This is a genomic window from Halomonas hibernica (assembly GCF_013183775.1).
Lineage (GTDB): Bacteria > Pseudomonadota > Gammaproteobacteria > Pseudomonadales > Halomonadaceae > Vreelandella > Vreelandella citrativorans.
The window spans coordinates 102,452-117,092 of record NZ_VIFN01000003.1; the positions used below are offsets into that span (position 1 = coordinate 102,452).

General features: G+C 54.8%; 13 protein-coding genes and 1 tRNA gene. 9 read left to right on the forward strand and 5 right to left on the reverse strand.

The genetic code is table 11. The features are described from left to right. Positions 1 to 243 precede the first annotated feature (243 nt). Genes FKN99_RS06495 through hemA form a run of 5 tightly spaced genes read right to left on the reverse strand, consistent with a single transcriptional unit; the run spans position 244 to position 4,797 of the window. On the reverse strand, positions 244 to 1,017 hold the full coding sequence (locus tag FKN99_RS06495; RefSeq protein ID WP_172117120.1) for a HesA/MoeB/ThiF family protein: 774 nt from the start codon (positions 1,015 to 1,017) through the stop codon (positions 244 to 246). Positions 1,018 to 1,021: 4 nt separating this feature from the next. Then, positions 1,022 to 1,522: an Lrp/AsnC ligand binding domain-containing protein gene (locus FKN99_RS06500; RefSeq protein ID WP_087106768.1), complete on the reverse strand. Its 501-nt coding sequence runs from the start codon at positions 1,520 to 1,522 to the stop codon at positions 1,022 to 1,024. Positions 1,523 to 1,553: 31 nt separating this feature from the next. After that, a complete protein-coding gene (prmC, locus tag FKN99_RS06505) occupies positions 1,554 to 2,402 on the reverse strand; it encodes a peptide chain release factor N(5)-glutamine methyltransferase (protein ID WP_172117121.1) in 849 nt (282 codons plus the stop codon). Next, positions 2,402 to 3,490, reverse strand: coding sequence for a peptide chain release factor 1 (prfA, locus tag FKN99_RS06510; RefSeq protein ID WP_172117122.1), 1,089 nt, complete (start codon positions 3,488 to 3,490; stop codon positions 2,402 to 2,404). Before prfA ends, prmC begins: the two co-directional genes overlap by 1 nt. Then, positions 3,487 to 4,797 (reverse strand): glutamyl-tRNA reductase, encoded by a 1,311-nt coding sequence (gene hemA / locus FKN99_RS06515; RefSeq protein ID WP_172117123.1) that lies wholly within the window; start codon positions 4,795 to 4,797, stop codon positions 3,487 to 3,489. Before hemA ends, prfA begins: the two co-directional genes overlap by 4 nt. Positions 4,798 to 5,043: 246 nt before the next feature. Here hemA and FKN99_RS06520 point away from each other — a divergent pair, with 246 nt between their 5' ends. The 9 genes from FKN99_RS06520 to FKN99_RS06560 all read left to right on the forward strand — a co-directional run bounded on the left by FKN99_RS06520 (position 5,044) and on the right by FKN99_RS06560 (position 14,636). Further along, positions 5,044 to 6,822 carry a tetratricopeptide repeat protein gene (locus FKN99_RS06520; RefSeq protein WP_172117124.1) on the forward strand — a complete coding sequence of 593 codons (1,779 nt, stop codon included), beginning with the start codon at positions 5,044 to 5,046 and terminating at the stop codon, positions 6,820 to 6,822. A gap of 82 nt (positions 6,823 to 6,904) precedes the next feature. Then, positions 6,905 to 7,546: a lipoprotein insertase outer membrane protein LolB gene (gene lolB / locus FKN99_RS06525; protein ID WP_172117125.1), complete on the forward strand. Its 642-nt coding sequence runs from the start codon at positions 6,905 to 6,907 to the stop codon at positions 7,544 to 7,546. 55 nt (positions 7,547 to 7,601) lie between these two features. Further along, a complete protein-coding gene (gene ispE, locus FKN99_RS06530) occupies positions 7,602 to 8,465 on the forward strand; it encodes a 4-(cytidine 5'-diphospho)-2-C-methyl-D-erythritol kinase (RefSeq protein WP_172117126.1) in 864 nt (287 codons plus the stop codon). A gap of 30 nt (positions 8,466 to 8,495) precedes the next feature. Further along, positions 8,496 to 8,570, forward strand: a tRNA-Gln gene (locus tag FKN99_RS06535). A gap of 57 nt (positions 8,571 to 8,627) precedes the next feature. Then, positions 8,628 to 9,569, forward strand: a complete 942-nt coding sequence (locus FKN99_RS06540; protein WP_172117127.1) for a ribose-phosphate pyrophosphokinase — start codon at positions 8,628 to 8,630, stop codon at positions 9,567 to 9,569. Between the two features lie 96 nt (positions 9,570 to 9,665). Continuing rightward, complete coding sequence (locus tag FKN99_RS06545; protein ID WP_172117128.1) at positions 9,666 to 10,298, forward strand: 50S ribosomal protein L25/general stress protein Ctc; 633 nt, start codon at positions 9,666 to 9,668, stop codon at positions 10,296 to 10,298. A gap of 196 nt (positions 10,299 to 10,494) precedes the next feature. Next, entirely contained in the window at positions 10,495 to 11,076 is a 582-nt protein-coding gene (gene pth, locus FKN99_RS06550) for an aminoacyl-tRNA hydrolase (RefSeq protein ID WP_172117129.1), read from the forward strand. 81 nt (positions 11,077 to 11,157) lie between these two features. Next, positions 11,158 to 12,249, forward strand: coding sequence for a redox-regulated ATPase YchF (gene ychF / locus FKN99_RS06555; protein WP_172117130.1), 1,092 nt, complete (start codon positions 11,158 to 11,160; stop codon positions 12,247 to 12,249). Positions 12,250 to 12,434: 185 nt separating this feature from the next. Continuing rightward, positions 12,435 to 14,636 (forward strand): cation:proton antiporter, encoded by a 2,202-nt coding sequence (locus FKN99_RS06560; RefSeq protein WP_172117131.1) that lies wholly within the window; start codon positions 12,435 to 12,437, stop codon positions 14,634 to 14,636. Positions 14,637 to 14,641 lie beyond the last annotated feature (5 nt).

Below are 14,641 nucleotides of genomic sequence, written 5' to 3' on the forward strand. Positions count from 1 at the left end.
CCTATCCCTTTGACGTATAAGACCGTGACGTCATAACCGCTGCCCTACGTAATATTATTCGGCCAAGGCTTGCCGATACCGAAGGCTCTAAGAAAATCCGGCTCTCTCCCCTGGAGGCCGGATTTCTTTGTCTTTAACCCACCGGCCAGCAGCCACCAACCAGATAGTCTAGTCGCAGCAACTCATCAAAAAAAGGGATTCTGAGCAGGACAACGCTTGCAGATGAACCAACTAATGCCTCTTCTACGAAACATCGCTCTGTTTAGGTATCACACTGCACACAGTGCACGCCGGATCACGCGGTACGTTGAAGTGGCGCCACTGGCCTCGTAGGCCATCAAAGGTTGCAAGCCCTTGGTGGGTTTGCCCGGCGCCGCTTAGCAATTTGAACGCCTCAACAGCTTGAAAACATCCGATTAACCCCACCAACGGCGCCATCACACCGCTTTCTGCGCAGCCAAGTGCTTCATCGCCCATATCGTCCGGTGGGTAAAGGCAAGCATAGCAGGGGCAGTTTGGGTCACGGGGGCTAAACACCGCAAGCTGACCAGAAAAGCGAATGGCAGCGCCTGACACCAACGGAGCACCTACTTTTTGCGTGGCAGCATTGATGGCATAGCGGCTGGAAAAACGATCCGTACAATCCAGCACCACATCGGCAGCAGCAACGAGCTGCTCCAGGGCTTCACCCTCCGCATGAGTTTCAAGTGCTGTAATACGGCAATCCGGGTTTAGCGCCTGCATACTGGCCTTGGCAGAAGCCGCCTTGTTCTGCCCAATGCTTGCCTGCTGATGAGCAATTTGACGCTGAAGGTTAGACAACTCGACATGATCAGCATCTACAATCGTTATCTGCCCGACACCCGCAGCAGCCAGGTAAAGTGCCGCCGGCGAGCCCAACCCTCCCGCACCGATGATCAGAGCGTGGGCACTACGCAAGCGCTCTTGCCCTTCGATATCCACTTCAGGCAGCATAATGTGGCGGCTGTAGCGCAGCAGTGTCTGATCATCCATCATCGACTTATTTGTCCTCAAAGTGCTCAACGTCGGGTACATGCAGGCTAAAGCTTTCTTTCACCTCTTCCATCACCACGTAACTTTTAGACTCTTTGACGCCGGGGAGCGTAAGCACCACGTCTCCTAATAGCTGACGGTAGGCGGCCATTTCTGGAATACGGCATTTCAAGATGTAATCAAACTGCCCAGAGACCAGATGGCACTCCTGGATTTGCGGCAGCTTTTCAACGGCTCGACGAAATTCATCAAATACGGCTGGCGACTGAGTTTCCAGGCTAATTTCAACAAAGACCAGTAAATTGGCTTTTAGCGCCTGGGGGTCAAGAATCGCCTGGTAGCCACGAATAATGCCCGCGCGCTCCAGGCGCTTGACACGCTCCAAACAAGGAGTTGTGGATAAACCAACCTCTGATGCCAAATCAACATAGGAAATACGTGCATTTTCCTGCAGGCAGCGCAGAATTTTAAGGTCGATACGGTCTAGCGTTCTATTTTTAGGTTTCATAGCAGGATCCACTACAGATAAGCCAGACGAGCTAGCAGCGCCCAAGGGTAATACGCTCATGCCCACCGAGGTCGCGAATACTTTCAACGTTTTGATAACCCGCATCCACCAGCGCTGCGCGCACTGAGGCTGCCTGACGATAGCCATGCTCTAGCAGCAGCCACCCTGAGGCTGTTAAGTAGCGCCGCGCCGTGGCCACTAAATGTATCAAATCGGCCAGCCCACCGCCCCCTGCCACCAGCGCACTCAGCGGCTCAAAGCGCACATCCCCTTGGTGCAAATGCGGATCGTCAGCGGCAATATACGGCGGATTACTCACAATAAGATCAAACCGCTCTATGGGTGCCGCATCCTGCTCAAAGGCAGCAAACCAATTGCTTTGCATGAACGCTACGTTATTGATCCCTAACGCGGCTGCGTTTCGCTGTGCCAAAGAAACCGCTTCTGAGCGAAGGTCGACACCAACCACCTGCCAACCAGGCTGCTCACTGGCAAAGGCCAGTGCAATGGCTCCGGTGCCCGTACCTAAATCCAGCAAGCGCCCGACGGGAGAGGCAACGTGGTTGAGCGCTGTTTCTACCAGCGTTTCGGTATCCGGCCGCGGTATTAGCGTCTCTTTTGAAGTGACCAACCGCAACCCCCAAAACTCTCGCTCACCGGTCAGGTAGGCCACTGGCTGCCCCTGAGCACGCGCCGCCACTAGTGCATCAAAGCGCGCATGCTCCCACCCGGGACAATCACGGTCGCCCCAGGTATATAGCCATGTGCGGTCCCGTTGAATTACGTGGGCAAGCAGGACGTCGGCATCCAAGCGCGGCGAGGCTGAGCCGGCGGCTTTTAAGCGCTCTGCTGCGGCCTGTAAAAGCGCATCAAACGTCATTACGTGTCCTGAAGCGCCGATAGCTGTTCGGCCTGATACTCGTGGATCAAGGGCTCAATGACCTCATCCAACTGCTCGCCGCTCACCACTTCATTGAGCTTATAAAGCGTCAGGTTGATACGATGATCGGTAATTCGCCCCTGAGGGAAGTTGTAGGTACGGATACGTTCGCTACGATCACCAGAGCCTACCAGCGAGCGACGGGCATCCGCCTGCTCCTGACGTTGACTATCGACCGCATTACGCTTCAATTTCGCGGCAAGCAGCGACATCGCCTTGGCCCGGTTTTTATGCTGACTACGCTCTTCCTGGCACTCAACCACTACGCCTGTCGGTATGTGGGTAATACGAATCGCTGAGTCGGTGGTGTTAACGTGCTGGCCACCTGCTCCACTTGAACGGTAGGTATCGACGCGTAAATCCGATGAATTAATATCGATATCGCCAACATCATCAACTTCAGGCATCACCGCCACAGTACATGCCGACGTATGAATACGCCCTTGAGATTCAGTAGCAGGAACGCGTTGCACCCGGTGAGCACCCGACTCAAATTTCAAACGCGCATAGACGCTATCCCCCTTAACGCGGGAAATAATCTCTTTATAGCCGCCCTGCTCGCCATGGTTGGTACTCACTACTTCGACGCGCCAGCCACGTTTTTCCGCATAGCGTGAATACATACGAAACAGATCACCTGCAAAAATCGCGGCTTCATCACCACCGGTACCGGCACGTACTTCCAAAAACACGCCTCGGCCATCATCGGGGTCTTTAGGCACCAGCAAACGCTTTAGCTCAGTATCCAGTAGGTCTAGCTGCTCGCGCCCTTCACTGACTTCCATCTCGGCAAGCTCACGCATATCAGGATCATCGTCCCGACTAAGCTGCTGGGCTGCCTCAATATCGTTTTCAACGCTGCGATAGCGCTGCCAAGCCGCTACCAGCTCATCCAGCTCGGCGTACTCACGTGAATAGTCGCGAAAGCGCTGCTGATTATTAATGACCTCAGGGTCAGACAGCAGCATCGCCAGCTCTTCAAAACGTTCGGTAAAGCTATCGAGGCGTTGGCGCAAGGTATCTTTCATGCGGGCGTATTATCCTTCTGGCGGTTAGCCGTGGGCGCGGGCTTTTCAAAGGCGGGTTTAACAGGCAATAGTAAGCGTGGCGCGGCCTCCAGCAAGTCATGCTGCTCTTGCGAGGCGGCATCGCGTATTGCTTGCGTGGGCTGGTGCATTAAGCGATTAGCCAGTTGGTGAGCCAGCCGTTCAATCACTTTGGTTGGGTCTTCACCGCGCGCCAAGCGCTCCAACGCCTGATCGCGCGATTGATCGCGCAGGGTTTCGGCGTGCTGACGGTAATCACGAATCAACTCGCCACCGTTACGAATACGTTTTTCATGCTGCCAACTACTGACACCGTGTTCAATCAGTGACTCGGCCTGGTCAGCAGCCACTTGGCGATAGCGACGATTCTCTTCGATCACCTCTTCCAGATCATCGACCGTATAAAGGAATACATCGGCAAGCTCGCCTACTTCGGATTCAATATCCCGCGGCACGGCGATATCCACCATAAAAACCGGGCGGTGGCGACGCTTTTTAAGTGCGCTTTCAACCATCCCCTTGCCTAAAATCGGCAGGGGGGATGCGGTGGAAGAAATAACGATATCGGCCTCTTCCAGCGCGGCCGGAATTTCAGACAGCGTAATCGCCTTACCACCCAATCGCGAGGAGACAAGCTCAGCACGCTCACGTGTGCGGTTAGCCACGGTTAATTGACGTACACCGGCTTCATGTAGATGACGCGCGACCAGCTCGATGGTTTCACCCGCACCGATTAACAACGCCCGCGAGCGACTAAAATCATCAAAAATTCGGCTTGCCATGCTCACCGCAGCATAGGCCACCGAAACCGGATTTTTGCCAATCCCGGTTTCGGTACGTACCTGCTTGGCAATTGCAAAGGTATGCTGAAAAAGACGCTCAAGCTCGCCGCCTAACCCCTGCATTTGGCGCGCCTGTTGGTAGGCATCTTTCAATTGCCCAAGTATTTGTGGCTCACCCAAGACCATGGAATCCAGACCAACGGCCACACGCATTAAATGGCGCGCAGCGTCATTGTCTAAATAGTGGTACGCGCAGCGGGTCAGTTCCTCAACACTCAAGTTATGAAAACGCCCTAGCCACTCAAGCACGGCTTGCTCGCCAGCAGCGTCCGTTACGCAATATAGTTCAGTACGGTTGCAGGTGGAGAGCACCGCCGCTTCGCTAATATGTGACAGACCACGCAGTTGCTCCAGCGCGTGTTCTAACTGCGTCGGAGTAAAGGCTACCTGCTCGCGTACGGCCACACTGGCAGTACGGTGATTGATTCCCAAGGCAAGAAGCGTCATACGGTATGCGTCTTCGCTAGTGGTTCGGTCATCACGTTGCTATCGGTCTTGAAGTCTCAATGGTTTACGTCTTACGCTTAATTAGCGCAAGTCTGGGCAACGGCTGATCATTACTCAATTGCGCTTATCTGCCAGCCTTTCAAGGCCGACTATTCTATCACAGCAGACTAACATCTGGCGTACATCACTTTGCCGCAGCCAGCCAAGCCGCTATGCTGAACGCTCGGCCACTAAAATGAGAGACGCATGCCCCTTCGCTCACTACAATTGGGTTCATCCCTACTGCCCTTGGCCGCCACCGTGGTATTCCTGAGCGGCTGCCAGTCAGCACCCTCTTATAAAGGCGGCTTGCCAGACCTGATAGCTTCTGACCCCATGCAGTCGGCCCCACCTATTACCCGAGGTCTGGACGCCGATGGTCTACGTACGCTGCTTACGGCGGAATTAGCGGGCCAACGTGGCGATTACCGCTCTGCCAGCCAAGGTTACCTGGAGGCATCGCAACGCTATAGCGTTGCGGCGCTGGCTGAACGCGCCACTTTTGCGGCTCGGTTTGGTGACGATGTAGCGTTAATGGAGGCATCCGCACTGCGTTGGCGTGAACTGGCCCCCTCGGCAGAATCACCCAACCAGCTACTGGCCGCGATCTCTTTACAGCGCGGTGACTGGCTGGACAGCCTTGAACAGCGGCTAGCGATCACTCAAGCAGGCGGCAATGGCGAGCTTGCGGCCTTCGTCGACATCGCTATCACGGAGGGGAGCGCACCACTCAACTTACTGGCCCAATCAATGCGCGCCCACCTGGCTCAGCCCAGTGCAGAGCGGCTTGAGTATCATAGCGATGCCTTGCTTGCCACTGCGCTACTTGAATCAGCGCTTGGCAATACCCGCCAAGCGCAAGCGTATCTGGACGACGTTGCAAAGCAAGCGCCAGAATCGGCGACGCTTTGGCTTGCCCAAGCACAACTGGCGCTCGAAGCTGGCGATCTACACACAGCCAGGCGAGCCGCGCAACACGGCGCCAGCATTGCCCCCGATGACGTGCGGTTTACGCTGCTGCTGGTTCAAGCCGAAATTCGTTTGAATAATATTGCCGCTGCAGAAGCACAAACGGATGCGCTACTGGAAAGCCATGACGGAAACCAGCGCTTACGCTTGGCCCTAACGCAACTCTACCTTGAGGAAGGCTACAGCGAGCCTGCTTACCGCCTGCTGCAGCCACTCACAAGTCAGGACAATGTTCCCGACCTTGCCTACTACCTGCTGGGCGCTATTACGCAGTCCCAGGGCGATACCGATAACGCACTGCTTTACTACCGCCAGGTAGGCGAGGGAGACGAGTTTTTACCCGCCCGTGCGGCAGCCGCTCGCATGTTGATTGACGATGACCGTGTAATGGATGCGCGGGCTTTTTTACGCATTGAGCGAATGCGCTATGAAAATTACTTTGACGACCTGGTCGCCCTTGAAGTGCAACTGCTGGACGAACTGAACGCGCCCGATGAAGCATTAGCGTTACTTGACCGCGAATTGGCGCGCACACCGGATGACGTTAACCTGCTTTATTTACGCGCCATGCGCTCCTGGCAGAGTGGCAATTTCCCAGGCATGGAGCAAGATTTACGTCAGCTTTTGCGTGTTGAACCCAACAACGCAAATGCCTTAAATGCACTGGGCTATACCTTGGCAGACCTTAACTTGCCAGGACGCATGGAAGAAGCCCGCGAGCTGATTGAGCGCGCCTACGAAGAAGACCCCAGCAACCCGGCGATACTTGATAGCATGGGCTGGGTATATTTCCGGCTGGGCCAAAATGAAGAAGCGCTTGTCTGGCTTGAAAGTGCCTATAACCAGATGCCCGACCAGGAAGTGGCCGCTCATTTGGCCGAAGTCTTACATGCTCTTGGTCGTAGCGATGAGGCTCGCATGTTAATCCAACGGGTGCTTGATAACACAACGCGTCACCCCCAGGTTGACGAGTTACTTGAACGTCATCCTGAACTAACCCCGTCAGGTGCTCCCTAACGGGGCTGGCGCCTCTCTTTATGCTTGATACGCCATCAAGACGCTGCCATTACCCTCTCAACACATTGACATGGAGCCTGTTATGTTGAACACACTGCCCACTTTTATGCGCTTTACCAGCACTGCTCGCGCCCCTCGCCTCTTGCTTGCCAGCATAGCGTTACTGCTGCTTGCCGGGTGCGCGACGCAAGGCCCGATGGAAGAAGGTGGCCGCCAAGCAGGTCAATGGGAACGCCAGCAAGCGGATGTTGAAGCCTTTGATACCTGGACGTTGATCGGCAAGGCAGGCCTTCGCACACCACAAGAGAATCAGAGCGCCAACCTGGACTGGAGCCAACACCCCCACTATTTCCGCATGCTGATCAGCGGGCCGTTTGGTGGGGGCCGCAGCGTACTTGAAGGTCGTGAAGGCCGCTTCTCGCTAACCACGGGTGATGGCCGCTTTGAAGCAGAAACACCGGAAGCTCTGATGGAAGAGCAGTTAGGCTGGTCACTTCCGGTTAGCGCCATGCCTGACTGGGTGCGCGGCCTGCCCGGTGAACATGCAAGTTATCAGTTGGAAACCGACGAGCTGGGCTTTCCGCAGCACATGCAGCAGGATGGCTGGGAAATTGATTACCGCGACTGGGAAGAGGTTGAAGGCATGTGGCTACCTCGCCGCCTGGTGATGAACTATGACGATGTACGCATCACCCTGGTCGTTAACCAGTGGCGCTCTCAATAACGCTGTATGCGCCCGTTGAGTTGTCGCGCCTAATTCAAGTCACGTGAGAGCGTTAATGCCTGCTTCTTTAACACTACCCGCACCTGCGAAGCTCAATCGCATGCTGCACATTGTGGGCCGTCGCGACGACGGCTACCACGAATTGCAAACCCTGTTTCAAATCGTTGACATCAGTGATCAGCTCACACTCACCCTGCGCGAAGACAGCGATATCACGCTCGCCACTCCGATAAACGGTGTGGCTCACGATGACAACTTGATGGTTCGCGCAGCCCGCCTGCTTCAGCGCTCAGCAGGCACGTCACCAAAAGCTATGCCGGGGGCTACGCTAACCATTGAGAAGAAGCTTCCCATGGGAGGCGGGCTGGGTGGGGGCAGCTCGAATGCCGCCACCGTATTACTGGGGTTAAACAAGCTGTGGCAATTAGGGCTTTCAATGGAGGCATTAGCCAGGCTGGGCTTACAGCTTGGCGCCGATGTCCCGGTCTTTATTTATGGGCACAGCGCCTGGGCTGAAGGGGTTGGTGAAAAGCTGACTTCCGTGACCCTGGATACGCCCTGGTTTGTGATTATTCACCCGAAAGTGAGCGTCTCAACCCCCCTAATCTTCCAGGACCCGGAATTGACACGCGACAGCCGCCCCATTACTATGGCGCGCGCACTGCAGGGGGGAGCGTCTGAGTGGCGTAACGACTGCGAGGCCATCGTAAAAAAACGCTATCCGCTGGTGGCGGAAGCGCTTGATTGGCTCGCGCAGTATGCACCTGTTCGGCTGACCGGTACTGGCGCTTGTCTGTTTGCGACGTTTGAGTCTGAACAAGCCGCACGTACAGTCGCTGAATTGGCAGGTCAACGCTGGCCGACATGGGTCGCACGCGGCCTGAACACCTCTCCCCTACAAAATGCTCTGGGCTGCTGAAAGCGCCCGGTCATCGCATTAGGTTATTGCTGGGGTATCGCCAAGTGGTAAGGCACCGGTTTTTGGTATCGGCATTCCCAGGTTCGAATCCTGGTACCCCAGCCAACCTGACATGATCTGCGTTTTCTCCCCTGATTCCAAACACTGCAAAGGTGGCTGCGCGTGTCAAAATTGATGGTTTTCACCGGGAACGCCAATCCCGAACTCGCTCAAAAGATTGCCGAGAGCTTGGACAGCCGTATGGGTAATGCCACGGTTGGCCAATTTAGCGACGGCGAAATCGCAGTCGAGATCAATGAGAACGTGCGCGGTAAGGACGTGTTTATCCTCCAGTCCACCTGTGCACCGACGAATGACAACCTGATGGAGCTGATCCTGATGGTTGATGCTCTGCGTCGTGCCTCAGCGGCGCGGATTACGGCGGTTGTGCCGTATTTCGGCTATGCCCGTCAGGATCGCCGCGTACGCTCTGCTCGTGTCCCTATTTCCGCTAAAGTGGTGGCGGACATGATGGTAAAAGCGGGTGTTGATCGCGTAATGACGATGGACCTGCACGCCGACCAAATCCAGGGTTTCTTCGATGTCCCGGTAGACAACGTCTACGGTTCGCCGATTCTTCTGGATGATATCGAGCGCCAAAACTACGCTGACCTGGTCGTGGTTTCACCCGACGTAGGCGGTGTCGTTCGTGCTCGTGCTATCGCCAAACAGCTGAATGCTGACCTTGCGATTATCGACAAGCGTCGCCCCCAAGCCAATCAGGCTCAGGTGATGCACATCATCGGTGAAATTGAAGGCCGTACTTGCGTAGTCGTTGACGACATGATCGACACCGCTGGTACGCTTTGCAAAGCCGGTGAAGCGCTGAAAGATCATGGCGCTGCACGCGTAGTGGCCTATGCGACACATCCGATCTTGTCCGGCCCTGCCGTTGACAACATCACCAACTCTGTACTGGACGAAGTTGTCGTGGCCGACACTATTCCGCTTGCTGACCATGCGCGTCGCAGTGGAAAAATTCGTCAGTTGAGCGTTGCCGGTTTGATTGCAGAAGCGATCCGTCGGGTTAGCAACGAAGAATCTGTTAGCGCGATGTTCCATTGATCGCCTAACGATATAGCCCCCTTCTGGGGCCTTGGAAACGTCGTCGTCTGGTCGCGGACAGCGGCGTTTTCTTACTTAAACCAAGAGGCAAATTACATGTCTGATTTTATCCTGAAAGCCAGCGTTCGTAACGACCTGGGGAAAGGTGCGAGCCGCCGCCTGCGTCGTGCGAACCAACAAGTACCGGCCGTTGTTTACGGCGGTGAAAAAGGCGCGCAATCAATCTCTGTAGAAAAAACTGCTTTCTACAAAGCGATTGAAGACGAAGTCTTCTTCTCCTCAGTAATCAAGCTGGTTATCGATGGTAAAGAAGAGCAAGTAGTGGTACGTGACCTTCAGCGTCACCCCTACAAGCCGCTTCTGACTCACGCTGACTTCCTGCGTGTTGACGCTACTCATGAAATCACCATGAACGTACCGCTTCACGTAATCAGCGAAGAAAAGTGTGTGGGCATCAAAGACCAGGGCGGCGAATTGCACGTACTGGCTAACGAAGTTGCCATCAGCTGCCTACCGAAAGACCTGCCTGACTACCTGGAAGTTGATATTTCCGAGGTTGAGCTGGGCACGATCCTGCACCTGTCTGACCTGACACTGCCGAAGGGCGTTTCCTCCGTTGACCTGTCTCACGGTGAGGAGCACAACCACGCCATTCTCAGCATTACGAAAGTTAAAGTACGTAATGACGAAGAAGCAGACGAAGGCGAAGAAGGCACCAGCGCTGAGTAAGGCCGATAAGGGTGCGCATCGCCTTAATGGCTGAATACGTACCTGGCCCGGGCCATGCTCGTATGGCCCGGGAATGATAAGATCAAGCGCTTCGGCGCTTGATTTTTTTTGCGACTTGCCTTTTTGCAACTGCACCTCAAGCCGCCAATGACGCACGACGTCAAGAATACGCCCGGATTTTTTTGGAGGTAGGTCAATGAGTCAGGTAACGGCCCTGATAGGACTAGGCAACCCCGGCGCCGAGTATGATACCACCCGGCACAATGCGGGTTTCTGGCTGGTCGATGTCATTGCGCGCAGCGCCCATACCGAACTGCGCCCGGAAAAGAAGTTCCTCGGCCTGTATGCCAAGGCCCGCGTGGGCGACCACGAGCTTCATCTGCTCAACCCTACCACCTTCATGAACCGAAGCGGCGCCTCTGTGGCAGCGCTTACCCAGTTTTTTAAACTTGCCCCCGAGAATTTACTGGTCGCTCATGATGAGCTAGACCTCCCCCCGGGGCAGGCGCGCTATAAAACAGGCGGTGGCCACGGTGGTCATAACGGCCTGCGCGATATCATCAGCGCACTTGGCAACCAAAAGCAGTTCCACCGTCTACGCATAGGCATCGGCCACCCAGGTGAGGCACGTCAGGTCACCCACTACGTGCTTGGTCGGCCCGGCAAAGACGAGCAGGCGGCCATTGATCATGTGCTTAACGAGTGCGAAGCCACACTTCCGCTTGTACTTGATGGCGATTGGGCGAAAGCCATGAATCGCCTGCATAGCGTAAAATAGTTACTATCGATTTTTTTCACTTTAGACCCGCGCTGAACACATCCTTTCGTTAGCGCGCGCCTAGCGGCCAGGAATGAACTTATGGGCTTTAACTGCGGCATCGTCGGCCTACCCAACGTAGGCAAATCCACGCTCTTCAATGCGTTGACAAAATCAGGCATTGATGCGGAAAACTTCCCGTTTTGTACGATAGAACCCAACGTAGGCATCGTTCCCATGCCTGACCCGCGTTTGGACAAGCTGGCTGCGATCGTCAAACCTGAACGAGTCCTGCCCACGACCATGGAGTTTGTCGATATCGCAGGCCTCGTAGCAGGTGCCTCCAAGGGTGAAGGCCTGGGCAATAAATTTCTTGCCAACATTCGCGAAACCCAAGCGATTGCCCACGTGGTGCGCTGCTTTGATAACGACAACGTTATCCATGTTGCCAACCAGGTTGACCCTCGCGCCGACATCGAAACGATTAACCTTGAGCTTGCCCTGGCGGACCTGGATACCGTTGAGAAGGCCAGCCAGAGGCTCTTGCGTTCGGTTAAAGGCGGCGATAAGGAGGCCATCGCGACCAAAGCCATCCTCGACAAGATTGAGCCACACCTGGCCGAAGGCCACCCATTGCGCAGCTTTGGTCTGGATGAGGACGAAAAGCGTCAGGTGAAAAGCTTTGGTTTTTTAACCCTAAAGCCCACCATGTACATCGCTAACGTCAATGAAGACGGGTTTGAGAACAACCCTTACCTGGACATCGTTAAAGAAATAGCTGCCGAAGAAGGCGCCGTCGTAGTGCCCGTCTGCAACCAGCTGGAAGCTGAAATCGCTGAGCTGGAAGATGAAGAACGCGCCATGTTCTTGGGTGAGATGGGCATGGAAGAGCCCGGCCTTGACCGCGTTATTCGCGCAGGTTATGCCCTACTGGGCCTGCAAACCTACTTCACTGCAGGCGTAAAAGAAGTCCGCGCATGGACAGTAAAACAGGGCGCTACGGCCCCAGAGTCTGCTGGCGCTATCCATACTGACTTCCAGAAAGGCTTTATCCGCGCAGAAGTGATCGCCTATGACGATTTTGTCTCACTGGGCGGTGAGCAAGGTGCTAAAGATGCGGGCAAATGGCGTCTGGAAGGCAAAGAGTACATTGTGAAAGATGGTGATGTGGTGCACTTCCGGTTTAACGTTTAATTGACCACCCCGTAACCTGCTAGCTCCTGCCATGGGCGCACTCCTGCGCCCATGGCAATTTGTCTCTTCATCCGCCACCTTCAGGCAACGCCCCTACCTCTTTTTTCTTAATTTTTCAGTGGCATCCTACGACCAGCCGACTAATACTGAGGCATCCGAGCTTATTCAACCGGAAGCTGATACCTATGGAAACACTGTACAAAGTGCTGTTACTTGGCAGCCTGATGCTTATGATCATTGCGCTGGTGCAACGGCTCTCTGCGCGTACGGCGTTTCCTGAAGCGACGCTGCTGGCGTTAACAGGCATCACCCTGGGGCTCTCTTACGCGACCCTGTCGACATTATGGCCTGCCATAGATCTCTTTGATCCTCTCTTATCAGCATCCTTGCCTGCTGAAATATATCTGTGGATCTTCCTCCCCCCGCTGTTGTTCCAGGCAGCGCTCAGTGTTGATGTTCGTGAAATGGTGCCTGATGCAGCACCTATTTTACTCCTTGCGGTAGTGGCTGTTTTCGTTGCTACAGGTATGGTGGGCCTGTCTATATGGCTGCTAGGCGCAGCAGCACTGCCTGTTGGGCTGTTACTTGGCGCCGTCATCGCGACAACTGACCCATCCGCCGTCATTGCCATTTTCCGTAACGTTGGAGCACCTCCACGGCTAATCCGTCTAGTGGAAGGCGAAAGCCTGCTAAATGATGCGGCCGCAATCGCGATTGTCAGCGTGCTACTCGCTTCACTTACCGACCATGTCGCTACCACTGCGCTACAGGTGGCCGGGATGCTAGCGTTATCCCTGGGTGGCGGTTTGATCCTTGGCGCTATCGTCGGGCGTATCGGTGCAGAGGCGCTCGCTCTTATCGGTAATGATGGCAAAGCGCAGATAGCCATCACGCTTTCTCTGCCATACCCCACCTACCTGCTGGGCGAAAGTTTCGGTGTTTCGGGGGTTGTCGCCGTCGTAGCCGCAGGCCTGGTGCTCAACGGTTTAGGCAGAACGCGGACGTCGCCCGCCAATTGGGAATACCTGCAACTTCTCTGGGTGCAAATTGCCTCCGTCGCGGGTGCCATGGTGTTTTTGCTCGCCATGCTGCAAGTGCCAAAAATGCTGGAAGGGATGACTCTTGCGTGGCTACCCTTACTCGTAACGATTATTCTGGCGACCTTACTGGCACGCCTCCTCGTTCTATTTGGCTTTCTGCCGCTGTTGAATCGACTCAAGCTTTCAACGCCGATCAGCGCAAGCTATAAGCTGGCCATCACCTGGGGAGGACTACGTGGCGCGGTCACACTCGTACTTGCGCTTGGCGTTGCAGAGCAAACAGCGCTTTCAGCAGACGTTCGCCACTTTGTCGCTATCCTGGCCACCGGCTTTGTACTATTCAGCCTACTGGTTAATGGAACCAGTCTTCAGGCGGTCATTCGCAAGTTAAAGCTTGATCAGCTAAACCCTTACGATAAAGCGCTTCAGCAACAGGCCATTCATCTTTCGACCATTGAAGTTGAAAGCGCGGTACAACGCACAGCGCAGAACTTCAACATTGCCCCCTCCATCACCGATGATGTCATTGCTAAATTTCGTCGTGATATGGCCATCGAGACGGCCCCTTTCGCGCTTGACCAAGCGCTACCTGAGCGAGACCGTATGGCAATTGCGCTGGTGACGCTGGCTGTTCGAGAGCGCGATCTTATTCCGCGCTACGGAAACGGCGTCACCAGTATCCATAACCTGGATACGATGATGCGCGCCAGCGGCAGAACCATTGATGCGGCTCGCTCAGAGGGCCGCTTGGGTTATAACAGAGAAACACGGAAAATAACCTCACACACTCGCTGGATTAAGTTGTGTACCTTTCTTCACCAGCATATGAGGATTCGCTGGCCGCTGACACGTCTGCTATCTAACCGTTTTGAGCTATTAATTTGCCACAGGGCGGTGCTAGAAGAGTTGCGCCATTACACGACACAGCGGCTAACCCCGCTATTCGGTCAGCGCATGGCTGAATTACTTGATGAGGTGCTCAATATAAGGATCAGCGCTGTCGACCAAGCAATACGCGAGACGGAAGCAAAGTTTGGTCGTCACGCCTACCAACTTGAACAGCGCATGTTACGCCTTTATGCGTTGCGCCGAAGTGCTGAAAGCATGGAAGAAATGGTAAAAGACCGCTTAATCTCTCAACAGGTTTTCGACGATATACAGCGTGGCTTACATCGTATTTGGCACAAGGCAACTGACCGCCCCAGCCTTTCCGGGCACGATTACGAGCACTTTCCTAAACACTCTCCCAAGCCCCCTCACAAGTTCACTGACAAGCCATCAGGGAAGAGCCACTCCCTACCCAATGTAACGCCATCAGACAAACAACCTCAAAAAGACAACGAGTAACTACC